The sequence below is a fragment of the Halorhodospira halochloris genome (assembly GCF_002356555.2).
In the GTDB taxonomy this organism is placed as follows: domain Bacteria; phylum Pseudomonadota; class Gammaproteobacteria; order Nitrococcales; family Halorhodospiraceae; genus Halorhodospira; species Halorhodospira halochloris.
Genome location: NZ_AP017372.2, coordinates 2,581,752 through 2,606,140, shown reverse-complemented (window position 1 = coordinate 2,606,140; position 24,389 = coordinate 2,581,752). Strand labels below are relative to the sequence as shown.

26 protein-coding genes are annotated in these 24,389 nt (G+C 56.4%); 19 read left to right on the top strand and 7 right to left on the bottom strand.

Annotation, left to right across the window (positions count from 1 at the left end; translation table 11 throughout):
- Positions 1–2: 2 nt before the first annotated feature.
- The 3 genes from HH1059_RS11955 to HH1059_RS13565 all read left to right on the top strand — a co-directional run bounded on the left by HH1059_RS11955 (position 3) and on the right by HH1059_RS13565 (position 1,078).
- Positions 3–353, top strand: coding sequence for an STAS domain-containing protein (locus HH1059_RS11955; RefSeq protein ID WP_096406332.1), 351 nt, complete (start codon positions 3–5; stop codon positions 351–353).
- Complete coding sequence (locus tag HH1059_RS11950; protein ID WP_096406329.1) at positions 350–784, top strand: ATP-binding protein; 435 nt, start codon at positions 350–352, stop codon at positions 782–784. Before HH1059_RS11955 ends, HH1059_RS11950 begins: the two co-directional genes overlap by 4 nt.
- A 144-nt stretch (positions 785–928) precedes the next feature.
- Complete coding sequence (locus HH1059_RS13565) at positions 929–1,078, top strand: hypothetical protein (protein WP_162549544.1); 150 nt, start codon at positions 929–931, stop codon at positions 1,076–1,078.
- A 144-nt stretch (positions 1,079–1,222) separates the two neighbouring features.
- Here HH1059_RS13565 and HH1059_RS11945 read toward each other — a convergent pair whose 3' ends face one another.
- From HH1059_RS11945 to cls, 3 genes are read right to left on the bottom strand one after another with little or no spacing between them, the layout of a single operon-like run.
- Positions 1,223–2,176 (bottom strand): MlaA family lipoprotein, encoded by a 954-nt coding sequence (locus HH1059_RS11945; protein WP_096406327.1) that lies wholly within the window; start codon positions 2,174–2,176, stop codon positions 1,223–1,225.
- 35 nt (positions 2,177–2,211) lie between these two features.
- Positions 2,212–3,627, bottom strand: a complete 1,416-nt coding sequence (locus HH1059_RS11940) for an FAD-binding oxidoreductase (RefSeq protein WP_096410248.1) — start codon at positions 3,625–3,627, stop codon at positions 2,212–2,214.
- Positions 3,628–3,671: 44 nt separating this feature from the next.
- Positions 3,672–5,093, bottom strand: coding sequence for a cardiolipin synthase (cls, locus tag HH1059_RS11935; RefSeq protein WP_096406324.1), 1,422 nt, complete (start codon positions 5,091–5,093; stop codon positions 3,672–3,674).
- A gap of 138 nt (positions 5,094–5,231) precedes the next feature.
- Between cls and irrA the strand changes: the two genes are divergently transcribed.
- Positions 5,232–5,675, top strand: coding sequence for an iron response transcriptional regulator IrrA (irrA, locus tag HH1059_RS11930; RefSeq protein WP_096410247.1), 444 nt, complete (start codon positions 5,232–5,234; stop codon positions 5,673–5,675).
- 28 nt (positions 5,676–5,703) lie between these two features.
- Positions 5,704–6,540 (top strand): LabA-like NYN domain-containing protein, encoded by an 837-nt coding sequence (locus HH1059_RS11925; RefSeq protein ID WP_096406322.1) that lies wholly within the window; start codon positions 5,704–5,706, stop codon positions 6,538–6,540.
- 10 nt (positions 6,541–6,550) lie between these two features.
- On the opposite strand, the gene gmk is transcribed toward HH1059_RS11925, so the two are convergent.
- Genes gmk through HH1059_RS11910 form a run of 3 tightly spaced genes read right to left on the bottom strand, consistent with a single transcriptional unit; the run spans position 6,551 to position 9,663 of the window.
- Entirely contained in the window at positions 6,551–7,165 is a 615-nt protein-coding gene (gene gmk / locus HH1059_RS11920) for a guanylate kinase (RefSeq protein ID WP_096406319.1), read from the bottom strand.
- Positions 7,155–8,018, bottom strand: a complete 864-nt coding sequence (locus HH1059_RS11915) for a YicC/YloC family endoribonuclease (RefSeq protein WP_231901954.1) — start codon at positions 8,016–8,018, stop codon at positions 7,155–7,157. The genes gmk and HH1059_RS11915 overlap by 11 nt, the downstream gene beginning before the upstream one ends.
- A 37-nt stretch (positions 8,019–8,055) precedes the next feature.
- The gene (locus tag HH1059_RS11910) at positions 8,056–9,663 is read right to left on the bottom strand and encodes a methyl-accepting chemotaxis protein (RefSeq protein WP_096406314.1); all 1,608 of its coding nucleotides are present in this window, start codon (positions 9,661–9,663) and stop codon (positions 8,056–8,058) included.
- A gap of 237 nt (positions 9,664–9,900) precedes the next feature.
- Between HH1059_RS11910 and rph the strand changes: the two genes are divergently transcribed.
- Genes rph through ubiA form a run of 9 tightly spaced genes read left to right on the top strand, consistent with a single transcriptional unit; the run spans position 9,901 to position 19,058 of the window.
- A complete protein-coding gene (gene rph / locus HH1059_RS11905; protein WP_096406308.1) occupies positions 9,901–10,617 on the top strand; it encodes a ribonuclease PH in 717 nt (238 codons plus the stop codon).
- Positions 10,614–11,216, top strand: a complete 603-nt coding sequence (rdgB, locus tag HH1059_RS11900; RefSeq protein ID WP_096406306.1) for an RdgB/HAM1 family non-canonical purine NTP pyrophosphatase — start codon at positions 10,614–10,616, stop codon at positions 11,214–11,216. Before rph ends, rdgB begins: the two co-directional genes overlap by 4 nt.
- A 2-nt stretch (positions 11,217–11,218) precedes the next feature.
- A complete protein-coding gene (gene hemW / locus HH1059_RS11895; RefSeq protein ID WP_096406303.1) occupies positions 11,219–12,409 on the top strand; it encodes a radical SAM family heme chaperone HemW in 1,191 nt (396 codons plus the stop codon).
- 54 nt (positions 12,410–12,463) lie between these two features.
- Entirely contained in the window at positions 12,464–12,826 is a 363-nt protein-coding gene (gene rpoZ / locus HH1059_RS11890) for a DNA-directed RNA polymerase subunit omega (protein ID WP_096406301.1), read from the top strand.
- A gap of 23 nt (positions 12,827–12,849) precedes the next feature.
- The gene (spoT, locus tag HH1059_RS11885; protein WP_096406298.1) at positions 12,850–15,036 is read left to right on the top strand and encodes a bifunctional GTP diphosphokinase/guanosine-3',5'-bis pyrophosphate 3'-pyrophosphohydrolase; all 2,187 of its coding nucleotides are present in this window, start codon (positions 12,850–12,852) and stop codon (positions 15,034–15,036) included.
- A 36-nt stretch (positions 15,037–15,072) separates the two neighbouring features.
- The gene (locus HH1059_RS11880; protein ID WP_096406295.1) at positions 15,073–15,468 is read left to right on the top strand and encodes a RidA family protein; all 396 of its coding nucleotides are present in this window, start codon (positions 15,073–15,075) and stop codon (positions 15,466–15,468) included.
- Between the two features lie 9 nt (positions 15,469–15,477).
- Positions 15,478–17,547, top strand: coding sequence for an ATP-dependent DNA helicase RecG (recG, locus tag HH1059_RS11875; RefSeq protein ID WP_179948764.1), 2,070 nt, complete (start codon positions 15,478–15,480; stop codon positions 17,545–17,547).
- A gap of 31 nt (positions 17,548–17,578) precedes the next feature.
- Positions 17,579–18,175 (top strand): chorismate--pyruvate lyase family protein, encoded by a 597-nt coding sequence (locus HH1059_RS11870; protein WP_162549543.1) that lies wholly within the window; start codon positions 17,579–17,581, stop codon positions 18,173–18,175.
- Positions 18,156–19,058, top strand: coding sequence for a 4-hydroxybenzoate octaprenyltransferase (gene ubiA / locus HH1059_RS11865; RefSeq protein ID WP_096406290.1), 903 nt, complete (start codon positions 18,156–18,158; stop codon positions 19,056–19,058). Before HH1059_RS11870 ends, ubiA begins: the two co-directional genes overlap by 20 nt.
- A gap of 10 nt (positions 19,059–19,068) precedes the next feature.
- Here ubiA and HH1059_RS11860 read toward each other — a convergent pair whose 3' ends face one another.
- On the bottom strand, positions 19,069–19,800 hold the full coding sequence (locus HH1059_RS11860) for a ComF family protein (protein ID WP_096406287.1): 732 nt from the start codon (positions 19,798–19,800) through the stop codon (positions 19,069–19,071).
- A gap of 68 nt (positions 19,801–19,868) precedes the next feature.
- Here HH1059_RS11860 and bioB point away from each other — a divergent pair, with 68 nt between their 5' ends.
- From bioB to bioD, 5 genes are read left to right on the top strand one after another with little or no spacing between them, the layout of a single operon-like run.
- Positions 19,869–20,849 (top strand): biotin synthase BioB, encoded by a 981-nt coding sequence (gene bioB / locus HH1059_RS11855; RefSeq protein ID WP_096406284.1) that lies wholly within the window; start codon positions 19,869–19,871, stop codon positions 20,847–20,849.
- Complete coding sequence (bioF, locus tag HH1059_RS11850; protein ID WP_207148150.1) at positions 20,846–22,063, top strand: 8-amino-7-oxononanoate synthase; 1,218 nt, start codon at positions 20,846–20,848, stop codon at positions 22,061–22,063. Before bioB ends, bioF begins: the two co-directional genes overlap by 4 nt.
- Before the next feature lie 4 nt (positions 22,064–22,067).
- A complete protein-coding gene (locus tag HH1059_RS11845; protein ID WP_162549542.1) occupies positions 22,068–22,853 on the top strand; it encodes an alpha/beta fold hydrolase in 786 nt (261 codons plus the stop codon).
- Positions 22,837–23,706 (top strand): malonyl-ACP O-methyltransferase BioC, encoded by an 870-nt coding sequence (bioC, locus tag HH1059_RS11840; RefSeq protein ID WP_096406278.1) that lies wholly within the window; start codon positions 22,837–22,839, stop codon positions 23,704–23,706. Before HH1059_RS11845 ends, bioC begins: the two co-directional genes overlap by 17 nt.
- Positions 23,688–24,389, top strand: a complete 702-nt coding sequence (gene bioD / locus HH1059_RS11835; RefSeq protein WP_096406275.1) for a dethiobiotin synthase — start codon at positions 23,688–23,690, stop codon at positions 24,387–24,389. Before bioC ends, bioD begins: the two co-directional genes overlap by 19 nt.

The following is a 24,389-nucleotide window of genomic DNA, read 5'->3' as shown; positions in this document are numbered from 1 at the left end:
GCATGAGCTATGCGGTCACAGAACGGGGGGATATCGCGATCTTGGTAGTAGGCGTAGAGCGTCTGGACGCTAGCCAGGCATCGTCGTTCAAGCAGGCCGCTCTGGAGGTCCTGGACCGGGGTTTTGCCAGGTTCGTCGTTGATCTCAGCCAGGTGACATTCATTGACTCCAGCGGTCTATCGGCCCTACTTTCGCTGCGCAAGAACATCGACCCGAGCGGCGCCGTCGTCCTCGCTGGTGCGCAGAGCCCCAAGGTCCAGCAGCTGTTCCGGGTGACCAAGCTCGACAAGGGGGTCTTCCCCATGCATGAAAATGTCGAGCAAGCGGTTGCCGCGCTGTCGGGTGAGGGGTGAGCGAGCGCAGCCTCCTCGAACTAGCTCTGGACTCGGACCTCTGCCGGGTCGCCGAGCTGTGCCGAGCCTGGGAAGAACTTGCCGGCGAGATAGGGCTAGACGAGACCGCTGCGGTGGACGTGGAACTAGCCCTGTCCGAGGCGGTCAATAACGCCATCATCCACGCCTACCAGCGGGAGCCGGGCCACACCGTCCAGGTAACAGTAACCCGGCACCAGCATCGGCTTGTCGTTGCGGTGACCGACCATGGCAGGTCGATGCCGGAAAGTCTCGATAGCCTCCTGAGTCGGCTGGAGCAGGACGCCGATGCACAGTATCCGGAGGAGGGGGGGCGCGGCTTGGCTATCATCGCCTCACTGATGGAGGAAGTCGCCTACCGCTCGGGCCCTTCTGGCAACACGCTCGAGATGCGGTACCCTCTCGATGAGTAACGGGGGCTCAAGTGCTGACACGGGCTGTTCCGCGATCACGATACTATCAACGAAACGGTCTATCCGCAGGGGCTCGAAGTCGTCTACGATCATCCTTTTGGGCTGGAAGGCTATAGTTTGACCTATGGAGGATTCCTCCCTGTAGTGGATCCTGATACTACCTATCGCAATACCTGGATTCGCTTCGGCAGAAAGGTGTTCTGGGAAATCAACTACCTCTATTGGGAGAGGGGTGAAAAACGGAGCGAGATTTGGGGTTTGTCGGTGGGTACGGCCTTGGGGTATTTCTTTTAGTGACACAATAAAGTTCCTAAGGCTAGAACCAACTTCATCTGCCTCCACGGCATGAGCAACTAGCTTGACCCGATGCATCGCCAGACCATCACGACTCCACGACGGGGCAGTTGAGTGGCTCCGGGGGAGTTTTAGAGTTTCACCTCAGCCCCAATCATCCTCGTTCCAGTCATCATCCCCGTTATCCCAATCCTCGTCGTCCCAGTCATCATCCCCGTTATCCCAATCCTCGTCGTCCCAATCATCATCCCCGTTATCCCAGTCGTCGTCATCCCAATCATCATCCCAATCATCCCAGTCGTCTTCGCCGAGCTGCTCGCGGCGGTTCTGGAGGTAGGATTCACGCATAAAGATATATGGATCTGCGCCGGTGCGTTCCATCATTTCGTCTAACGAGAGCAGGCCAGCGCGCAGGTCAAGACCGTATAGTCCAGTTGCCAAGTAGCGCTGGTGGTGGTCAACATCTGCCCAAAAGTAGACGCTGTGGTAGTCACGGGTAAGGTATTGGAGGGCAAGCCCAGAGCTGTCGCGTAAAGTGCTGGGCCCTAAGAAGGGGAGCACTATATAGGGGCCTTCCGGCGTCCCCCAGTGACCCAGGGTCAAGCCTAGGTCAGTTCTCTCTCGCTCCAATCCGGCGGAACCGGCCACATCAAATAGGCCGAGTACTCCGACCGTGGAATTAACGAAGAAACGATTTATGCTACGCGCGCCCTGTTCGCCATCGCCTTGGAGGTAGTGGTTGAGGGCGTAAAAGGGCTCGAGGAGGTTGCGGAAAAAGTTACCTATGGGGTTGCGGATGCCATCAGGGACTTGCTCTTTATAAGTGACGGCCACGGGGCGGATGAGGTATTCATCGGCCGTCATGTTAAAGCTATGAACCCACCGGTTATAGCGCTCTAACGGATCAGAGGTGCCCTCATCCCAGCCATCTTCATCCCAGTCGTCATTCCAGTCATCATCGTCACCCCAATCGTCGTTCCAATCGTCATTCTGCTTCTCGTCCTGCGTATCGTTGGGGTTGTTAGCCTCGGGAGAGCTGGCGCAGCCAGCCACGGCAACAATGCAGGCTAGAAGGGCTAACAGGAAAAGTCTTGTCATTGCTTTAACACGTTTGCTATGACTCACTGCGGGCGTTATTGAGCAAATCTTGTCCAAGGTATTTTCTTGCCGCGGTTGAATATTCCATTAGGATCAAGGGCGTCCTTAATTCTGCCCATCAGTTCAAGGCTGAGTGGATCAGCACAGCGCGATAACTCACTGAGTCGCAATTGGCCGACGCCGTGCTCGGCAGCAATGGAGCCATGGTGTTTGGCCACTATATCATGAACGATTCGGTTGATTTCTGCGCGCCGAGCTAGGAAATCATCAGCAGAACCCTGTGCTGGTTGAGTTAAATTGAAGTGCAGATTGCCATCACCGACGTGGCCGAACACGCACGGGCGAATGTCCTTGTCGTACTCAGTTATGGCAGCTAAGGCTTTTGGCAAAAATTTGCTCAGCTCGCCAGGACGGACGGATATGTCATGCTTGATGCTGGCCCCGGCATGTTTTTGGCCATCGGGTATTGCTGTGCGGAGTAGCCATAAGCGCTCAGCACTCGATTCACTACTGGATATGGCTGCATCACTGACGGACCCGTCATTCATTGCCGGCTCAAGGATGCTACTCAAGCAGGTGTCTAGATCGGCGCGCGGATCAGGTGAAGCAAGCTCTAGCAGCAAATACCAGTCTGCTTCTGCGAGGGGGTTCGCCGGCGTACCCTCAAGCAATTGGCCCATGGCCATTGCTGTGGAGCTTATCAGCTCGGCAGCTACAACAGCATCGCCGCTCTCTGCCTGGAGTTGACGTAGTAAAGGCAAAGCCGCATCCACGCTGGGTAAGCTGAGCAGGGTGACCCGCCGGCAACGCGGCAATGGGAACAGGCGAAGCTTGGCTGCAGTTATTACACCGAGAGTGCCCTCACTGCCGATAAACAAATCCTTAAGATCGTAGGCGCTATTATCTTTGCGTAGACCAGTAAGGTTGCTCCAGATACGGCCGTCGGCGAGGACAACCTCGATACCAAGAGTCAGCTCGCGGGTGGTGCCGTAGCGAAGCACATTGAGGCCACCGGCATTGGTGGCTAGGTTACCGCCGACCCGGCATTGCTCTTGCGAGGGGAGGCTCAGCGGGAAAAGGCGGCCCGCGGAATAGGCTGCACGTTGGATAGAAGCGAGTGTGCAGCCCGATTCAACGGTTATCGTCCCGTCATCCGGGTCGATCTCACGAATGGCCTCGAGTCTTTCTACGCTAAGCACTACCTCCGTTGCCGAGCGCGGCGAGCCTCCTCCTACTGTGCCGGTATTGCCAGCCTGGGGGACTATGCTGGCCCCATGCCTATGGCAGATTTCTATTGCTTGAGTTATGTCGCGTACGTTTGCGGGCCTTACCACGACTTGACCCTTGCCTGGGTAGAGACCGCGACGCTCTTGCATGTATGGTGCTAGGCGGTGGGGGTCGGTGATGACCGCAGTTGGGTCAAGTTTGCGGCGTAACTCATCAATAAGCATTGGCGGATTCTCGGTGGTACTGGGGTGACAAGCAGCAGCGAGCATTACAAGTATGGCGAGGTGAGCCAGAAGATAGCATCTCTTACCCTCTCTAGCGCTCTACGCTGATTAAGTTCTGCCTCAGTTATGCTCCTCGAGCGGGCGCATATTCTCTCGCAATCAGCAGCCAATTGCTGGGCTAACGGGCGGTTGTAGATCTCGGCATTGAGCTCGAAATTCAGGCGCAGGCTGCGCGGATCCAAGTTGGCTGAACCTACCTGAGCGTAACGCCGATCGACGACAAAGAGCTTAGTGTGGGCAAACGGCGGAGGTTGATAGTATACCTTGACCCCCCAATGGATCAGTTCGCCCAGCATGTGGCGCGTAGCCCAGTGGACGAAGGGCAGGTTGTTCTGTTCAGGCAGGAGTACGCGAACCGTGACGCCGCGTAGCGCTGCCGCCTCGAGGGCGGTAACCAGAGAGCGCATGGGCAGAAAATAGGGTGACACCAACCATACTTCCTCGCGTGCAGCGGAAAGGGCGCCGATTAGTGTCATGACCAGCCGATCCAGATCCTCGTTAGGTCCGTCGGAGATAACCCTGCAGAGTGCGCCATCGGTGTGGCGCAGGGCGTGCGAAGGTGGGTAATCACTTATGCCAGTAGTAAACTCCCAGTCCTCCAGGAAAACCTCCTCAATTTGGCGGGCTACCGGGCCATCGAAAGAGAAGTGCATGTCGGCTACGCGATGTTGGCGTTGGCTTTGGACGAGATGGCGATCACCGATGTTCATTCCCCCTGTAAAGGCAAGACGGCCATCGATGATGAGCATTTTGCGGTGATTGCGCAGATTTATGGACAGTTGCGGCGGTATTATCCGCGGCGGCAGAAAGCGGGCAACCGGGACTTGTGAGCGTTTCAGCAAGGTGCTTGCTCGCGGCCAGGAGTAGAGCTCGCCAACCCCATCGATGAGAACGCGGACGTCAACACCGCGTTTGTAAGCAGCGGCGAGAGCTCTGATGAACTGGCGACCGCTGGCGTTGTTTTCAAAGATATAAGAGCTTAAAAAGACGGTCCGCTCGGCGGCATCGATCGCATTGAGCATGGCTGGATAAGCCTGCTCGCCATTGTGCAGCACCTGCAGGCGGTTGCCGGTCTCTAGCTTTCGCCCTGTAACTGCGTCGGAGATACGGACCTGCTCAGCGTATTCAGGGCTTATGGTTGGGCTGTGCAGTTCGGTGGATGGACCGGCGCTGGGCGGGATCCGTTCTTCAGCAACAAGTTTGCGGGCACGGGTGCGGACCCGATTGATGCCGAAGACGTAGTAGATGACAGCCCCAGCTAGGGGAAAAACGAGACAAACGGCGATCCAGGCCCCGGCAACCTGTGGTTCGCGCTTGGTTAATAGGGCATGGCCTGCGGCAATAGGCCCGGCTGCCGCTGCGACTGCGCTGGTTACTGCGACTATCAGGGTTGTAGCGTCTTCCATGCTACCAGTTTCCCGTTTTTGGCCCTGTTTGGGAACCGGGTATACGCTTTTGCGTTTACTTAGCTGGGTTTTTTTTCTAGGATAATACTAAGTTTCATGCCAATCTTCATTGCTGCGGCAACCGAGCAGGAGTCTAAAATGAGTCAGAAGTCACCATCAGAACCCTCAAGCCATGCCGCTACCACCTCTATGCTGCGCTCTGTCGGCTTGCGCCCGACCCAGCAAAGACTAGCCCTGGCATCTCTGCTGTTTAAGGGTAACGGGCGCCACGTTACGGCTGAGTCACTTTACGAGGAAGCCAGTGCCAATGGTATTAAGGTCTCACTGGCGACGGTATACAATACTCTGAATCAGTTTAAGGATGCGGGGCTGTTGCGTGAGTTGGTGATCGATTCGGGTAAGTCTTATTTCGATACCAATCCCGAGCCCCACCACCATGCCTACGATGAGCTTACGGGAGAGATAAGCGACCTAGAGTTGGATGTCGACGAGCAGCAGTTATGCGGCGCTATGGAGTTGCCTCCCGGCAAAGATATCAGCGGGGTCGATATTGTGGTACGTTTGCGCGATCATGGGCAGTAAGAATTAACCGTCGATTAAGGAGAATCAATTGGTCGCGCCGGGAGCGGTAGGATTATATGTGGATGCTGCCAATATCCAGGCCAATGGTGGCTTTGGTATGCAATACGATGTGCTCCGGCGGCTCGCTTGCCGTAGCGGGGGCGAGGCGTTGCGGCTCAACGTTTACGCCGTCTACGATGATGCCCGCGCTGCCCGTGATTACTCATATCAGCAAAAGGTAAGTAATTTCTTCGCTTCTCTGCGCGATCTTGGCTATAAGGTTATCGTCAAGCACTTTCGCTGGTATACAGATGATGAGGGACGCCATTACGCGAAGGCGAACGCTGATCTGGAGATGGCTGTAGACGCCCTTACCCAGTCGAGGCATCTATCCCGCGTTGTTCTGGCCACTGGCGATGGTGATTTTGTTCAGGTGGTCAGTGCACTGCAAGATCAAGGTTGCAGGGTAGAGGTGGTTGCTTTTGAGAACGTCTCAAGCGACCTTAAACGGGTAGCTGACGACTATATCTGTGGCTACCTAATCCCCGGCCTGCAGCCTATCCGGCGGGCTAACAATGGTCGTCCACCTTGGGGTGAGCCGGGGTCGCGGGTCAGAGGGATTTGCTACTATCACGCGCAGGAAGGTAGCTACGGATTTATTCGCTACCTGCGTGGTGTACATGAGATCTCCTCGGATAATCTGTGGATAACCGATACCCGTGACCCTGAGTCCCCTTACGCCTCAGCATTTTTTCACGACAGTGATCTGCCTGAAGATGTCCGGGCTTCTGACCTGCCTAGCCATGAGATAATCCTCGAGTTTGACCTGGTCGAGTCGCAGGTCAAGGAAGGCTCAATGCAGGCAGTGCAGATCCAGCGCGTCTAACAGTGCCCGCTTAGCCAAGCAGTCTCTCTACATATTCGGCTTGGCGTTCCGTCCTTTGCCGCTCGGCTGTAATGATGCAACGCAACCTACCGAGTGCCTGAGCGAAGTCATCATTTATTAGCACAAAGTCGTACTCATGATAGTGGGAGATCTCAGCATCTGCATCGCGCATGCGTCTTGCGATAACTTCGGCGCTGTCTTGCCCTCGTGCGCTTAGTCGGCGCTGCAGTTCGCTGCGTGATGGTGGAACAATGAATATTGACAGGCAGTCAGGGAGTTGGGCGCGGACTTGCTGTGCGCCTTGCCAGTCTATTTCGAGTATGACGTCTATGCCGGCTGCCAAGCGCTCGAGTACTGCTGTTCGGGATGTGCCGTAAAAATTGTCAAACACGCGAGCATGTTCGAGAAAAAGCCCCTCATCAATCATCCCTTGAAAGTCTTCTGTGGATACAAAATGGTAATGGATGCCTGCCTTTTCGCCAGGGCGTTGGGGGCGGGTGGTGTGAGATACCGATAGCTCGATCCCCGGCATCTCTGCAATGAGCTTGTTAACCAAGCTGGTCTTGCCAGCCCCTGATGGGGCGGAAATGATGAATAGCCGCCCATAAGCTCCGTCACTCGACATTCTGTACCTGCTCCCTCATCTGTTCTACCCAGACCTTGAGATCGACCGCTGTGTTGCTGGTTGTAGAGTCTGCAGCCTTGGAAGCTATGGTGTTGGCCTCGCGGTTAAGTTCCTGCATGAGGAAATCAAGCCTTCTGCCTACTGCGTCCTGGCTGTCTAGCAGTCGTTCTACCTCATCAAGGTGGGCTTGAATGCGGTCTAATTCTTCATCTATGTCAAAACGTTGCGCTATATAAACCAGCTCTTGCTCAAGCCGCCCTGGGTCGGCAGGCTGGGAGAGGTTGGCTATCCGCGCCTCAAGCCTTTCCCTTATTTGCTGGTTGGCAGCTGAGCGCCGCTCATGTAACCCCTCTACCGCTGCGCGGGTTGCTTCAAGGCGCTGTTGGATGAGATTGGCAAGTTTGCTGCCCTCGCGGCTGCGGGTCTCTACAAGTTCAGCCAAGGCATCATCGAAGAGCGCTAAGGCTGCCGTCTTAATCGGTTGCAGTTCCCCTGTCGGTTCATTGAGTACCCCAGGTAGGCGCAGGAACTCAGTAACTGGCGCCGGGGAGGCTGAGTTACTAAATTTCTCCAATAACTCATCACATGCACTCGCCAGCTTTGCCACTCTTTGCCAATCTATTTCCAGTTCGCTGCTACTTAGTCCTTTGCAGTAGAGCACAGCCTCTAGCTTACCGCGCGCTAGGGCTTGCGCAGCATGCTCGCGAACATCCGGATCTAGGGAGCGCAGTTCTTCGGGCAGGCGCGGCTGTATCTCGCGATAGCGGTGGTTCACCGAGCGCAGTTCCCAGATTAGCTTAGCTGCGCAGCCTTCCCAGTCGCATTGCGCTTCACGTCTCGCGAAAGCAGTCATGCTCCTGATCATTTGAGTCTAAATCCTCTAGGCATCTTTACTGATTGTGCTGGCGTCTGGCAAAGCGTTTGACTAGGCGTGATGCCTGATCTATCTCATCTGCAAGATCGCCCATGCGTGAGCTTGCCTGCTCGGTGCGCCGACTAACTTCTTGGGCCATTTGGTCTATGTTGTTGATGTTCCGGTTAACTTCATCGGCGGTGGCGCTTTGCTCCTCTGTAGCACTGGCGATTTCAGCGCTCATTTGCTGCATGGTAGCCACTGCAGAATTGATATCCTCGAGTACCTGGCGGGCCTGATCAGCGAAGTTGGCTGTCTCCTCAGCCTTTTCAAGGCTCTCATTCATTGTCGCCACTGCTCGAGTGGCCCCGTCCTGGAGAGAGTCAATAATAGATTTGATCTCTTTAGTGGACTCGGAGGTGCGATCGGCAAGTACCCTCACCTCCTCGGCAACTACCGAGAAGCCTCGGCCTACGTGTCCGGCTCGGGCGGCCTCGATGGCAGCATTTAAGGCCAGCAGGTTGGTCTGCTCGGTAATCTCTTGGATAAGGTCAAGGGCCTTGCCAATGCGCTCGGTCTCAGATGCGACTAGGTTGGTGACCTCGGAGGAGCCTTGTATCCTTTCTACCAAGTTGCGTACAGCATCGGCGCTTTGTTGAACGGCCTCCATGCCTCGCGCAGTCTGTTCTTGGGCGCGTTGGCTCGTTTCAGCCCCCATGGAGGCGTTGCGGGCGACCTCTTCGACGCTTTGCGACATCTCTTCCATGGCTGTGGCAACCTGTTGTGTCTCCTCGGTCTGCTGCCGGGAACGCTCGTTTGCCTCAGCTATGGCTTCGCTCGACTGTGTGCCGACACTTTGGATATGATCGGTGACCCCGGCAAGACGCTTGGGTACTGCTTCCTGCTTGGTTTGTAGATATAGCAAAGCAAGATTGATGCGCGCCGCCTCATCTTGACCGCCGTAATAGACCAGTTCGCCAACCGGGTCGTGCAGCATACTGGTTGAACGGCGAAAGATTTGTTCAATAGGTTGCCAAACCCAAACAAAGCCGCCTATCGCAGCAACAACTGCAAGGAAGAGCAGGCCCGCCTGTGCGAGTATCGGCGGGCTAAGGATAGTAACCAGCAAAGCGGTGACGGCAGGTAAGCTGATAAGAGCAAGGGCCTTGGTTCGGATGCCGAGCTTAACCCCGGTTCTTGGCACCGGGGTCAGTTCGCCCTTGTCTGGTTCAGCCGCACGCACTTTGGCATAGAGTGCTTCGGCCCGCTCAATTATAGCTTCATCGGGGACCGCCTGACGTACCGATTGGATTTCGACAATTCGGCCTCGATCATCTAAGATTGGCGTCGCGTAGGCGTGCACCCAGTAATGGTCGCCGTTTTTACAGCGGTTTTTCACAACCCCCATCCACGAGTGGCCTGATTGGAGGCGTTGCCACATCTCGTAGAAGGCCGTACGCGGCATGTCTGGATGGCGGATCAGGTTGTGGGACTGGCCAATTAGTTCGTCCCGGTGGTAGCCGCTGATGCGCTCAAAGTCTTCGTTAACGTAGGTTATCTTGCCTTTGGGGTCCGTAGTAGAAAGTATTGTGGCATCTTTGGCCACCTCTACCCGGCGCTGGGTGACGGGCTCGTTGACGCGCATGGCGGTCCTCTCTTGTTATTAACCGGGGCTAGTGGGTCCCCAGGCAGGCACAGCAAGCTTGCTCTTTATATATCTGCTTCAATTGGCTGAATCTGGTCAACGCATACCGTGTCATGTTGCGAGGATTTTGTGTCCATAATCTAATACGCGGGATAAACAGTCCAGAGCTGTTGTTGGTTTTGTCTCTACGGTTTTTCTAAGGTGCTGAAGATAAAGCACTAATTTCAAGGAGGTAAGATGCGCCCCAGTGGCCGAAGTAGTGATCAGATGCGCCCTGTTGAAATTCAGCGACATTACACCAAACATGCCGAAGGCTCGGTATTGATCGCCTACGGTGATACTCGAGTACTGTGTACTGCGAGTGTCGAACAACGTGTCCCGCCATGGCTGCGCAATAAAGGCAGGGGCTGGGTGACCGCGGAATACGGTATGCTGCCACGTTCTACTCACACCCGCAGTGATCGCGAGGCTGCGCGGGGCAAGCAGCAGGGACGGACCCTCGAGATACAGCGCCTAATAGGTCGGTCGTTGCGCGCAGTAACCGATCTGGAGGCCCTAGGCGAGCGCCAGGTAGTCGTCGACTGTGATGTTCTCCAGGCCGATGGCGGTACAAGAACCGCTGCTATAACCGGTAGTTATATCGCTTTGGTCGACGCAGTTGAGAGCCTCGTGCGGCAACGGGTGATCCGTAGTTCGCCTCTCCATGGCCAAGTGGCCTCGGTTTCGGTTGGGGTATACCGGGGCGAGGCTGTTCTGGATCTGGATTATGCTGAGGATGGTGAGGCCGAGACAGACATGAATGTAGTGATGAATGAGGGCGGTGGTTTCATTGAGATTCAGGGTACGGCTGAGGGGCATGCATTTAGGCGCGATGAGCTCGATGCCATGCTTGATCTAGCAGATAAAGGGGTAAAAGAGTTGCTTTTGGCTCAGAATGAGGCTTTGGGGGCATGAGACTGGTTCTTGCTACCGGTAACCCGGGCAAAATGGCTGAATTGTCGAGAATGCTTGCCGGCTCCGGCATAGAGGTGCTGGGACAGAAAGAATTGGAAATAGATTCAGCGCCCGAAGATGCCGCTACCTTTGTTGAAAATGCCTTGATCAAGGCCAGGCATGTCGCCAAGTGCAGTGGTTTACCAGCCGTAGCAGATGATTCAGGGCTAGTGGTTCCGGCCCTGGGTGGCGAGCCGGGTATATATTCTGCCCGCTATGCCGGCAGGCAGGGTGACGATGCTGCAAATAACCAACTTTTGCTCAGCAAGTTGGCTGGAGTGGAGAACCACCGCCGCCAAGCCGCATTCCACTGCGTAATGGTTTACTTGCGTAACTGGCAGGACCCGGCACCATTGCTAGCCCATGGGATTTGGCGCGGCTATATTGTTGATAGCCCGCGAGGTACTAACGGCTTTGGCTACGACCCACTCTTTGCAGACCCCCAGCTTGGCTTAACTGCCGCTGAACTAGACAGTGGCGCCAAAGATGCGCGTAGCCACCGTGGCCAAGCCTTGCGCGAGCTGGTCGATCAGCTGAATCGATTCGTGATCGCAAGCTAGGCATGTGTAGAGACCGGTTACCGCCGCTAAGTGTTTATATACATTGGCCGTGGTGCCTGCGACGCTGCTCCTACTGCGATTTCAATGCCTATCCGATGGGGGGCGAGACCTTAGTAGAGCCTTTTGTTGGTGGGGTTGAAGCTGAGCTGAGCCGCGTCTGCAGATGGTTTAATGAACAGCGAGCACTACTTGGTTCGACAGCCGCGCCACCGGCGGTAAGCGTGTTTTTCGGCGGCGGTACACCAAGCCTGCTGCCCGCTGCGGCTGTGCAGAGGATACTCGAAGCAGTTGGCGAACAAATTGGGCTTGCTTGGGATGTCGAGGTTACACTGGAGGCAAACCCGGGGGCTAGGGAGCGCGGTGAGTGGTGCGATTACCGGGCCGCTGGGATAAATAGGTTATCCTTGGGTGTTCAGAGCCTGGACGATCACCTTTTGCGGCGCTTGGGGAGAGTGCATGATTCACGGGCCGCGCTAAGTGCATTAGAGCAGGCCCATGCGGCTGGCTTAACGCGGGTTAATGTCGACTTGATGTATGCCCTGCCCGGGCAAACACAAAGCTCGGCTCAGGCTGATGTGACTAGGCTAGTGAACCTCGGAGTCAAGCATATCAGCCACTACCAGCTGACTATAGAATCTGGGACTCCCATAGCGCAGAACCCACCTGCGGATTTGCCTGATGACCAAGCCCAGGCGCAGATGGAGAGCGCCTGTCGCGAGCAGATGGCAGCGGCCGGGCTCAAGCGCTATGAGGTTTCAGCCTTTGCTGGCCCGGGCCAGCAGTGCGTTCACAACCTCAACTACTGGAGCTACGGTGACTTCCTGGGTATCGGGCCGGGCGCCCATGGCAAGCTCACTTTAGCGCCGGGGAAGATCGTTCGCACTGAGGCTGTGGCTTCGCCGCAGCAGTGGCTGCGCTCGGCTGGCACCGAATCGGCGGATGCCAGAGATTGGCAGCTAAGTCGCGATGAGGTGGTGTTCGAGCTGTTTGCCAATGGGCTGCGCCTGGTTGATGGCATTGCGCCATGTGAGGCGCAGGCGAATAGTGGGATTTCCTGGACTGAGCTTGAGGATTGTGTGGGGCAACTAATCAAAGACGGGTGGTTGGAATGGAGAGCGGGACGTTTGCGTGCTGCTGATGGCGCTTTTGAGCTGCTTGATTCGGCCCTTGAGTTTCTTTTACCTGCTTCCTAGTTGGCCAGCAAAGCAGTAAAATTAACAAAATATTGCATTTGAACGGAGATTACTATGGCTCGAGTTACTGTCGAAGATTGTTTGGAAAATGTCGATAACCGGTTTCAGCTAGTGCTTGCGGGGGCGAAGCGCGCCCGCCAGATCGCCAATGGGGTAGAGCCATTAGTAGCCTGGGAGAACGATAAGCCATCGGTAGTGGCCCTCCGCGAGATAGCTGATGGACATATCGGCCCATCTATCCTTGGTGTTGAAGAGGGTGGCTCTCATGAGGCCGCTCGACTTGGTGGCTTTAGTACGGCGGATGTTGTGGCAGAGGTGGGCGGCGGTCCTGCTCAGCCCGACCCGCATGCTAGTGAAGAGAGAGAATTCGGCACCCCGGACGGGGGTTCAACCAATTCAGATGAAGGCGGCGCCTGATGTATGTGGCGGTCGGATGAAGTATGGCGCGAGCCGCAAGTTTAATTGCAGATGATGATAGCGCGGCGTTGTCTGACCCGCAGCGTCGCCTGGGCGAGTTGCTCGCCGAGCTGCACGAATACCTAGATTCACACCAGGTTGAGCGAGTCGAGGAGGCTTACCGCTTCTCGGCAGCTGCCCACGAAGGACAGCGCCGGCGCAGCGGCGAGCCGTACATAGTCCATCCTGTAGCAGTAGCCCGCATCCTCGCCGAGATGCGCCTCGACGAGGAGGCTATTGTCGCGGCACTTCTCCATGACGTCATTGAAGATACGCCTACGGCTAAAGAAGGCCTTGTCGATAGGTTCGGTGAGCAGGTTGCCGAACTTGTCGATGGCGTTTCAAAACTTACCGCTATAGACGGCAAGAGCAAAGCGGAGGCTCAGGCGCAAAGCTTCCGCAAGATGATCATGGCAATGACGCAGGATATCCGCGTCATCCTGATAAAACTGGCCGATCGCCTTCACAACATGCGCACCATCTGGATTATGCCGCCGCAAAAGCGTCGGCAGATCGCCCGTGAAACCCTAGAGATCTACGCCCCAATAGCGCAGCGGCTAGGAATTAACGCGATGCGCATCGAGCTAGAGGATCTTGGTTTCGCTGCCCTCTACCCGCTGCGTTATCGCGCGCTCAAGGAGAAGTTAGCGCGGCAAAGGGGCAGGAGGGGGGTTATCCTGGATACGGTCTGCGATCAGGTGCGCAGCCGCCTGTCCCAGATGGGCATTGAGGCTAAGGTCGAGGGGCGTGAAAAACACCTTTGGTCGATCTATTGTAAGATGCTGCATAAGCAGCTTAATTTTCGTGATGTCTTTGATGTTTATGGTTTTCGGGTAGTAGTAGATTCGGTTGACGAGTGTTACCGCGTGCTCGGCATCCTGCATAATCTATATAAACCGCGCCCGGGACGAATCAAAGACTACATTGCTATCCCTAAGGCCAATGGCTACCAATCGCTCCACACTACCCTGGTGGGACCGCATCGGATCCGCCTGGAGGCGCAGATCCGCACCGGCGAGATGGATGCTGTGGCTGAGTCGGGGATAGCTGCGCACTGGCTCTATAAAGATGCCGAGGAGGGCAGCAACAAGGCTCAGATAAGGGCCCGCGAATGGGTCCAACACCTGCTCGAGATGCAGCGCAGCGCCGGCAATTCCGAAGAGTTTATCGAAAGTGTGAAGATAGACCTGGTCCCGGATGAGATCTATGTCTTTACGCCCAAAGGCGACATAATCGAGCTTCCTCATAACGCCACACCCGTCGATTTAGCCTATGCTATCCATTCAGATGTCGGTAACAGTTGTGTTGCGGCCAAGGTTGACCATCGTTTAACCCCGCTACGAACGCCTCTCAAAACTGGTCAGATGATTGAGATCGTCACTGCCCCGGTAGCCCGGCCAAACCCGGTGTGGCTTGACTTTGTGGTAACCGCAAAGGCGCGAACGGCTATTCGTCACGCCCTCAAGCGACTGGAGGGCGAAGAGGCTGTGGATCTCGGCAGACGCATGGTCGAGCGCGCTCTGGCAGCCCTGTCACTTGATCTGGAACAGCTTGATGCAGAACATGTTGAACATGCGGTTGAAAAGGCCGGCGCGGATAGCTTGGAACAGCTGTTTAAAGAGGTAGGTCTCGGCAGGCGGGTGCCGTGGTTGGTCGCACAGTTACTCTCAGGTTTAGAGCAAGGCGCAGCAGAGTTTAATGAGAGTATTGCCGAACAGGGGCACGGTGGCAACTTAACCCTGCGTGGGAACGAGGGGGCAGTCGTCAGCTTTGGCCGCTGCTGTCGGCCTATCCCGGGAGATCCTATTGTCGGTTTTGTGAGCAGTGGTCGGGGTGTGGTTATCCATCATCGCGATTGTAAAAACGTCGGCGGGCAGCGTAAACGCTACGAGAATTGGATAGACGTCGACTGGGAAGCGGAGAGTGAAAATGATTTTCCGGCTCAGATAAGCCTTGATGTAGTCAACGAACGCGGCGCACTTGCTCAGCTCGCCTATGCTATTGCCGAGCGTGGCTCAAGCATAGAGAACGTAACCATTGAAGAGCGCGATGGCATGATAGCCACTGTTAGGTTCTTGATTCTGGTTCGCGACCGTCGCCACCTGGCCTCGATAATGCGACACTTACGCGCCATGTCGGTTGTGCAGCGCATTTCGCGGAAGATCAATTAGGACAAGAAGTTTTTTAGTCGGTATTAAGGAGGAGATATGTCAAACCTTCAGACAGTTGAGACAACTGCGGCTCCTGCCGCCATAGGTCCTTATAACCAAGCAGTCAAGGCCGGTGAATTTGTCTATGTTTCCGGACAGATACCGTTGGACCCAGAGACCGGTGAACTGGTTGGTGCCGACATGCACAGTCAGATAGAACGTGTCTTTGCTAATCTCGGCGCTGTTGCCGAAGCCGCTGGCGGATCTTTAGCGGATGCGGTGCGCATAACAGTCTACTTGACCGACCTGAGCCATTTTTCACTGGTCAACGAAGTGATGGCGGATGTCCTCGCCCAGCCCTACCCGTCGCGAGCTGCAGTGGGCGTTAGCGCCTTGCCTAAGGGGGCAGCGGTAGAGATGGACGCAATCCTGTATCTTCCCAACAAGGCCTAAAGCTTAGCTGTGATAGCGCCAGACTGGCGCCTGCAAGCACTACCCGGAGTGGGTGAGCGAAGCGTACAGCGGCTGCATAGATTAAATATCTATACCCTTGCAGATCTGTTGCTGCACTTGCCCATCCGTTACGAGGATCGGACTCGCTTGCGCAGGATAGCCGATCTGAGTGCCGGTGAGCGGGCCCTGGTCGAGGGTGCTATTGCTTGGAGCGAGGTAGCTCAGGGGCGGCGTCGGCGCCTGCTCTGCCGTATCAGTGATGGCTCAGGTCAGCTGGATCTGGTCTTCTTTAACTATCCCCCGAAAACCGCCGAGCGGCTCCAGCGCGGCTTGTGGCTGCGCTGCTTCGGTGAAGTGCGTGCAGGCTATGGCAGCCTGCAGATGGTTCACCCCGAGTACAAGCGGGTCAAACCCGGCGACACTGATCGGTTGAGTGAGGCCTTGACCCCTGTCTACCGGAGCACCGACGGGTTGCATCAAAAAAAACTAAGAAGCCTGGTCGATGTTGCCTTGGAGTTGTTTGCCCAACACGGGCAGGATCATCTCGACGGGTCTATGCTTCCTGAGTCTGGCTGGCCAGGACTGTTGGAGGCGTTCCAGCAGATTCATCGGCCGTCTCCGGAGACGGACACCCAGGCCTTGCTTGAGGGGCGCCACCCGGCTGTGCAAAGGGTGGCGTATGAGGAGCTGCTAGCCCATCACTTGACACTGCGGCGTTATCGGCTCAACTTGCATGCTGCTGCCACCGCGCCGGTATTGGATGGAGGGGAGGGGTTGGCCGGCCAACTGCGCGACACACTCCCCTTTGAGCTTACCGCTGCGCAACTCCGGGTCGATAGCGAAGTGGCTGCAGACATGGCGCAACCTAGTCCGATGCTGCGCTTGCTGCAAGGCGATGTAGGCTCGGGGAAGACGGTTATTGCAGCATTGGCCTGTGCCCGTGCCATAGGCAGCGGTTATCAGGCTGCTGTCATGGCCCCAACCGAGTTGCTGGCCGAGCAGCACTGGCGAACCCTGTCGAGTTGGTTGATTCCCCTTGAGGTGGAGTTGGCTTGGCTCAGTGGTAGTGCGTCAACAGCGCAAAGGCGTAGTGCCATGCAGAGTTTGGCTGCAGGACGGGCAGGAGTAGCCATTGGCACCCATGCTTTATTCCAAGAGGCGGTTGAGTTTTTCAGGCTGGGGTTGGTGGTGATAGATGAGCAGCACCGATTCGGCGTCAATCAACGTCTTGCCCTGAAGGAGAAGGCGGGTAGTGTTGAGCCCCACCAGTTGAGCATGACTGCAACTCCCATCCCCCGCACACTGGCAATGACCATCTATGCCGATCTTGATGTCTCGTTGCTAGATGAGCGTCCCCCAGGGCGGGGTGAGGTCAAGACCGTGGCGGTCTCCAGTGCAAGACGTGATGAAGTGATTGAACGGATACGGGGAGCCTTGCTTGAGGGGCGCCAAGCATATTGGGTATGCACCCTGGTGGAAGCCTCTGAGGAGCTTGATGCCCAGGCAGCTGAGGAGACGGCCGAGGAGCTCGCGCGAGAGCTTGATGAATGCACTATTGGGCTGATACATGGGCGCATGGCCGCGGCCGAAAAAGAGAGGGCTATGGCGCAATTTGCGGCTGGCGAGATCGAACTGTTGGTGGCGACGACGGTGATTGAAGTGGGGGTGGACGTTGCCAATGCCAGCCTGATGATAATCGATAATGCTGAGCGTCTTGGTTTGGCTCAGCTGCACCAGTTAAGGGGGCGGGTTGGCCGGGGTAGTTCGGCGTCGAGTTGCGTGCTCATGTATCATGGACCGTTGTCAGCCGTATCCCGTCAGCGCCTAGAGGTTATGCGTGAGACCACCGATGGGTTTGTTATCGCCGAGCGGGATTTGCAGATTCGTGGCCCCGGTGAGTTTCTCGGCTCGCGACAAACCGGTGATCTCGGCTTAAAGGTCGCTGATTTGAGTCGCGATAAAGCTCTGTTGGATACCGTGCAGCGGGTTGCTGGGCGACTCTTGACTGAACAGCCTGATGTGGTTGAGGCCTTGATTGAGCGCTGGATAGGAGAGGCTCAGCGCTACGGACAAGTGTAAGGCATGAGGCAATGGTATTAGGTGGTTGGGTTTGGATAAACGATTCACGCAACGGATGAGGTGGCAGCATCGAGACGCACGCTGGCGTCCGAGCATAGCTGCCTTGCCGTGCCGACCGCCGGTATGGGTGCGTGAGCTTATTGCTGTAAAGGGGTCACTGACTGCGCAGCTAGAGCGCTTCGGCAATGTCGAGGTAACTCTCCTCTGGCAGGGGATGGCACGACCATCTGCAGACGAGGCACTTGCCTTGGGAGAAGATCCGCGGCGGTGGGTGTGGTTGCGTGAAGTAATCTTAAACTGTACTGCTGGGCAGCGTATCTATGCGCGGAGCGTAATGCCGCGGCTGATGCCCGGGCCCTGGGCGAGTGTTACTCGCCTTGGTGCGCAGCCTTTGGGTAGACTTATATTTGCAGCGCCGGATGCGCGGCGCGGGCCTTTGGCAGTGGCGCGCTTACAGGGCGAAGAGCCACTGGCTTGGCGCTTGTATCGTTATGGTGAGGATGCTGTACCAGGGGCATGGGCTCGCAGATCTACTCTAATGGCAGGCCGGCAGAGTATCCTGGTAACCGAAGTGTTCTTGGCAGCAAGCTGTAGGGAGGTGGCCGAGGGTGAGTTGGCAAGCAGATAGCAGCACCGGATCGTGGATCCTGGAGCGCCTGCGTACCTATGCCGAACTGGCTAGACTAGATCGTCCGATCGGGAATTTCCTGCTGCTTTGGCCGGTAATGTGGTCTTTGTGGCTTGCTGCCGAGGGTGTTCCTGATCTGGATATCCTGGTTATATTTGTGTTCGGTGTGCTGATAATGCGCGCCGCTGGGTGTGTTATCAACGATTACGCTGATCGCCATATTGACGGCCAGGTCAAGCGTACCCGTACGCGACCCTTTGCGACTGGTCGGGTGAGTGAGCGCGAGGCGCTATTAGTCTTCGTGCTGTTATGCTTGTTGGCGTTTGCGCTGGTACTCTTTACCAATCCGCTCACCATCCTGCTGTCTTTGGTTGCGGTGGTGCTGGCAGCCACTTATCCGTTCACCAAGCGTTACACTCATTTGCCTCAGGTGCACTTGGGGGTGGCCTTCGGTTGGGCTGTGCCCATGGTTTTCGCAGCCCAGAGCGGTGAATTGCCGGTGGTAGTATGGCTGCTGATGTTGTCTGCGGTGCTCTGGGCGACGGTCTACGATACTATGTACGCCATGGTTGATAGGGACGATGACCTGCAGATCGGGGTCAAGTCAACGGCGGTGCTCTTTGGCGACCTCGATAGGCTGATGATAGGCTTTTTGCAAGTGTTGATGATCATTGCGCTTATCCAGGTTGGACTGCACCTGGGCTTGGGAGCTGCATATTACGGCGGGATAACAGGCGCTGCCTTGCTCTTTGTCTATCAGCAGTACCTTATCCGCAATCGTGAACGTCAGGCTTGTTTCCGCGCCTTCCTCAATAACGCGTGGCTAGGCGGGCTAGTATTTTTGGGGATTTTCTTGGATATCCACTGGCTTGGCTTCCAGTAGATATTCAAGGCTAGCTATTAATACTGGCTCTCGCCACAGCCCAGAGATCTACTCGCTCGGCCCCGGCACTGATCAGCGCCTTTGCTGCGGAGATCGCCGTAGCTCCGGTGGTTACAACGTCGTCGAGCAGTGCTACGTGCTTGGGTAGAGAAGAGCGGGCGTCTACCGCAAAAGCCTCGTCAACATTGGCGCGACGCTGACCTGCCGTAAGCAGTGACTGCTGTGAAGTGGCCCGACGGCGGTTGAGGATGGGCGTTGTAATTATGCTCGGGTTGTCTTTGCTGATTGCCCTGGCTAGCTCATTGGTCTGCTCAAAGCCACGCTGGCGGAGCCGTCGGTAATGAAGTGGCAGCGGGATAAGGTGCCTGGGTAAGCTCTTCTCGCTAGCTTCCAGTGCCTTAGAGAGAATCTTGCCGAGCAACTGCCCCTGCGCCAGGTTGCCGTGGTACTTAAAGCCACCGACCAAGGTCGCTACGGCCCCCTCGTAAAGCAGCGGTACGGTAGCGCTAGTAAAGGGCCAGGGTTCGTTGATGCAGCGGCAGGGTAAATCTTGACCCTGAGCCGGCATGGCGCAGCGTGGGCAAGCGGGGCTGTTCCAAGGCAATGATTCTTGGCAGCCAAGGCATAGGTCTATGCCTGAATCACCGCTATCGCCACAAAGCCTGCATAACGGCGGGTAACAGGCTTCTAGCGCAGCCTGCAGCGGGTTTTTGAGTTGCAGATAGCGGAAATAGTTGACCATGGTTGCCTCCCTGCTATCATCACTAGTCAGAATGTCACGTTCCAATAGAGCTAAGATAGCATACTAAGATGACTCAGCAAGCCAGTCCGAACTGGACTTATAGCCAAGTACGCGAATTATTCGAACGCAGCCTGCCGGATCTGCTGTTTACGGCGCAGGGCGTCCATCGTCAGAACTTTGATCCAAATCTGGTGCAGGCAAGTACTCTCTTGTCGGTAAAGACTGGGGCCTGCGCCGAAGATTGCGCCTATTGTTCGCAGAGCGCGCGCTATGATACCGGCCTTAATCCGGAGGCCTTGGTCGATGTCGATGCTGTGCGCGGCGCTGCGCGCCGGGCGCGCGAGGCGGGCGCACTAAGGTTGTGCATGGGTGCGGCATGGCGTGGCCCCAAGGAGCGCGATATCGAGCCGCTAGTAGCAATGGTTCAGGCGGTCAAAGCGGAGGGTTTGGAAGCTTGTCTATCTGCCGGTCTGCTCGCTGAGGGGCAGGCGCAGAGGCTTGCCGAAGCTGGGCTCGACTACTTTAACCACAATCTCGATACCTCGCCGGATTTCTACAGTGAGGTTGTCTCTACCCGGACCTATGATGAGCGCCTGGAGACTCTGGAGAGGATACGCGCAGCGGGGATGCAGGTCTGCTGCGGGGGGATTATTGGCATGGGAGAGTCGCGGGATGATCGCATCGAGCTGTTAAGAACCCTCGCCAATCTGCCCGTGCAGCCGCAAAGCGTCCCAATTAATAGGCTTATCCCTATACCGGGAACGCCCATGGAGGATGTGGAGGCGCTCGATCCGTTCGAGATGGTGCGTACCATTGCGGTGTCCCGCATCTTGTTGCCGCGCTCCTATGTGCGCCTTTCGGCCGGCCGCGACGGTATGAGTGACGAGTTGCAGGCAATGTGCTTCATGGCCGGTGCGAATAGCATGTTTTTTGGCGATAAGCTGCTGACGACTGATAATCCCGATACTGATCACGATTTGCGCCTGCTAAAGCGCCTCGGCATGGCCCTAGAAGAGCGTGAACACGCCTGTGCAGAGCTGGAGCCTTGATAGACTCCACCGCCGATGCAGTAACTAGGCTCGATGCCCGACTGCAGCCGTGGTTGCAAAGTAGGCGTGATGGCGGTTTGTGGCGTCAGGTAGAGCCGCTATACGGCTATGACGGGGCGCGGGCGAGCACTAGCGCCGGTCGCTCTATACGGGTTATGTGCGGCAATGATTACCTTGGCCTGGCGACGGATCCTCGTCTCGCGCAGGCGATGATCGGATATGCCGGGCGTAGCGGTGTCGGCACGGGTGCTGCGCACTTGGTGACCGGCCATCGGCGGGAGCATGCTGAACTGGAAGGAGCGCTAGCGGAGTTTACCGGCCGCGAGGCGGCGTTGCTCTTTTCTACCGGCTACATGGCCAATCTAGGCGTTATAAGTGCCCTTGTTAGGCGCGGTGAGCGAGTTGGCGAAGATCGTCTCAACCATGCCTCACTTATCGATGCCCTGCGTTTAGCCGGTGCTAAAAGTCTGCGCTATCCTCACGCCGATGTATCTCAACTCAGCAGCCGCTGCGCGCAACTCGACGCCTCTTTGGCGATGGTTGTTACCGATGGGGTGTTCAGCATGGACGGTGATGTGGCCCCGCTCAATGAATTGGCCTGCCTTGCGGATCGGAGTGGCGCTATCCTGGTTGTTGATGATGCTCATGGACTGGGAGTGTTGGGGGAGAATGGCCGCGGCAGTATATCGGCAAGCGGCTGCGCTGACCGGCAAGTGCCCGTGCTAGTGGGCACATTAGGTAAAGCGTTTGGCGTCTTCGGGGCGTTTGTTGCCGGCAGTAAATGCTTGATTGAGACCTTGATGCAGGCGGCCCGGACATATATCTATACTACAGCTCTGCCACCGGGGGTGGCTACGGCTGCTTACCAAGCTGTGCTCATTGCCCAACAGGAGTCCTGGCGGCGGGAGAGGGTGATAGCCATGGCCCGGCGGTTCCGCCTGGGCGCTGAGCAGCTGGGCCTGCCCGTAGGTGGGAATAGGCAGATTACTACTCCAATTCAGCCGATTATAGTCGGCAGCGCACAAAATGCCTTGAGTTGGAGTAGCGAACTAGAGCAGGCCGGGTTCCGCGTTGCGGCTATACGACCACCGACGGTGCCGGAGGGGACCTCAAGGTTGCGGATAAGCTTCACTGCTCAGCATAGTGAAGATGATGTTGATCAGTTGCTTGAGGTCCTGGCTAGGACAATGCAGCGGCATCCAGTGGCGGATTGAGTCAATGATGCGGGTGCACCCTCTGCACTGTTTGCCTGGCTGGTCTTTTACTAGCTCAATATTCAGCGAGCTAGTTAGCCACCTTCCCGCTCGCTTGGAGCCCCGCCTATGGGAGTTGCCTGGACACGGTGGGAGCCCCGATCCGGCCGCTAATACTCTCGACGGGGTGGTAACGGCTCAGGTGAGCAACATTGGCTCAGTTGCAGCCGGTAATAATGACAAAAGCCGCGCCGAGGATGGGTCTATTTGGCTCGGTTGGTCGCTAGGTGGGACCATAGCAGTAGATATGTGGCGCCGCGAATTGCCCATTAAAGCGTTAATCATGATAGCTGCAACCCCGCGCTTCTGTGTTGCTGAAGACTGGTCCGACGCGGTGCAACGCAGCGATCTTGAGGCGATGATAGAAGCCTTAGGGAAGAACCCGCAGGCGGTCGTGAAACGCTTTAGAAGTAATTTGGCTAAGGCCTCCTCTGCTGACCGGCAGGCCGTTCGGGGAGTTGGTCAGGCAACTCAGGCGGGGCTTGCGGCGGGGTTGAATGCTCTGCTTGAGGCCGATCTGCGCTCGGTTCTAGATAGCCTGTCCGAGCGCGAGGTGCCTAGCTTGTGGATTGGCGGCGACCGCGATCCGCTAGTGCCCGCTGCGGCGCTAGAGTGTGCTGCCCAACTTGCGGGCGGAGAATCGTGCATCATCCCTGAGGCTGGTCACCTACCCCATGTGACCCACAGTCTAACGGTTGCTGAATTGATCGACGATTTTGTGCAGCGGAGGATAAGTGAGCCGATCGACTAATCAGCCATTCGAGCGGGATAAGGTGCGGCAGCGATTTGATAAAGCCGCTTCTAGCTATGACCAAGTGGCTGTGCTGCAGCGCGAGGTAGGCAATCGGTTGCTGGAGAGCTTGCGCCCTGCACAGATAGATCCAAGTCGCATTTTAGATCTTGGCGCTGGTACCGGATATGTGACTAGGTCTTTGCTCAAGGAGTTTCGTCAGGCAAGCGTCTTTGCCCTCGATGTAGCCCCAGCCATGCTTCGCCATAATCGGCCTCGTGCCCCTTGGTTACCTTGGGTGCGCAAACCGCATTGTGTCTGTGCTGATTTGCACAGCTTGCCCTTTGCAGACGCAACCTTCGATTTGGTTGTTTCCAATCTCGCTCTGCAGTGGTCAGATGAACTGCCGCGGGCGTTGGCGGAGATACGTCGAGTTACCAGCCCCCAAGGCGCTGTCTTTTTTTCGACATTCGGCCCGCAGACTCTCTATGAGTTACGCGAGGCGTGGAGTGAAGTTGATGACTATGAGCATGTCCACCGTTTCATCGATAAGCATACGGTTGGCGATTTAATGCTAGCAGCCGGTTTTAGCGGGCCGGTCGTAAGCGGTGAGAACATTACCTTGACCTATGATCAGCCGCGTGAGGCGATGCGCGATCTCAAAAAATTGGGCGCCGCCAACCTTGCTACTAACCGCAGCCGCGGGCTGACATCACCTCATCGTTTGGCCCGGGTCGAGGCGGCATACTCAATAGCTCATAGGAATCAGCAAGGCCGTGTACCAGCTACATATGAAGTTATATACGGCCACGCATGGAGTTGCCCAGCAACAGACTGCAGTGATCAGGAGGGTACATGCCGGGCCTGTTCGTAACCGGTACCGATACAGGGGTCGGCAAAACCCTGGTTAGCGCAGGGTTGATAGTTGCCCTGCAGCGCCAAGGGGTAGAGGTCATGGCAATGAAGCCGGTTGCTGCAGGCTGTCATTATGTTGCCGGACAGTTGCGCAATGAGGATGCTGAGCAATTCCATAGCCTGCTGAATTGCCAGACAGATTACTCAACAATTAACCCATGTGCCCTGGAGGCCGCGGCGGCTCCTCATATCGTTGCTGCTGAGCAAGGCCAAAGGATAGATGTCGACGGCCTGGCTGCCGCTATACGAGTTCAGAGCGAGCAGCGTTTTACGCTGGTTGAGGGCGCAGGAGGATGGCGAGTCCCCCTAGCAGGCCACGAGGATGTCGGGACATTGGCCCTGCGCAGTAATTTACCGGTTTTACTAGTTGTTGGTATCCGGTTGGGATGTATAAACCACGCCCTGCTCAGCGCTGAGGCCATACTAAACGATGGCGCCAATCTTTTGGGTTGGGTGGCAAGTGATCTGGAGCCAGAAGATACGCGTCTTGATGCTCAAGTTGCCGCCCTTGATGAGCGCATGCCGGCGCCTCGTTTAGGGCGTTTGCCAGCCTTTGCCCAGCCGAGTCCAAGCCTCGCTGCAGAATACCTTGATGTCAGCAGCTTGATGGAGCTAATCGAGGCGTTAAAGAATCCCATCTGA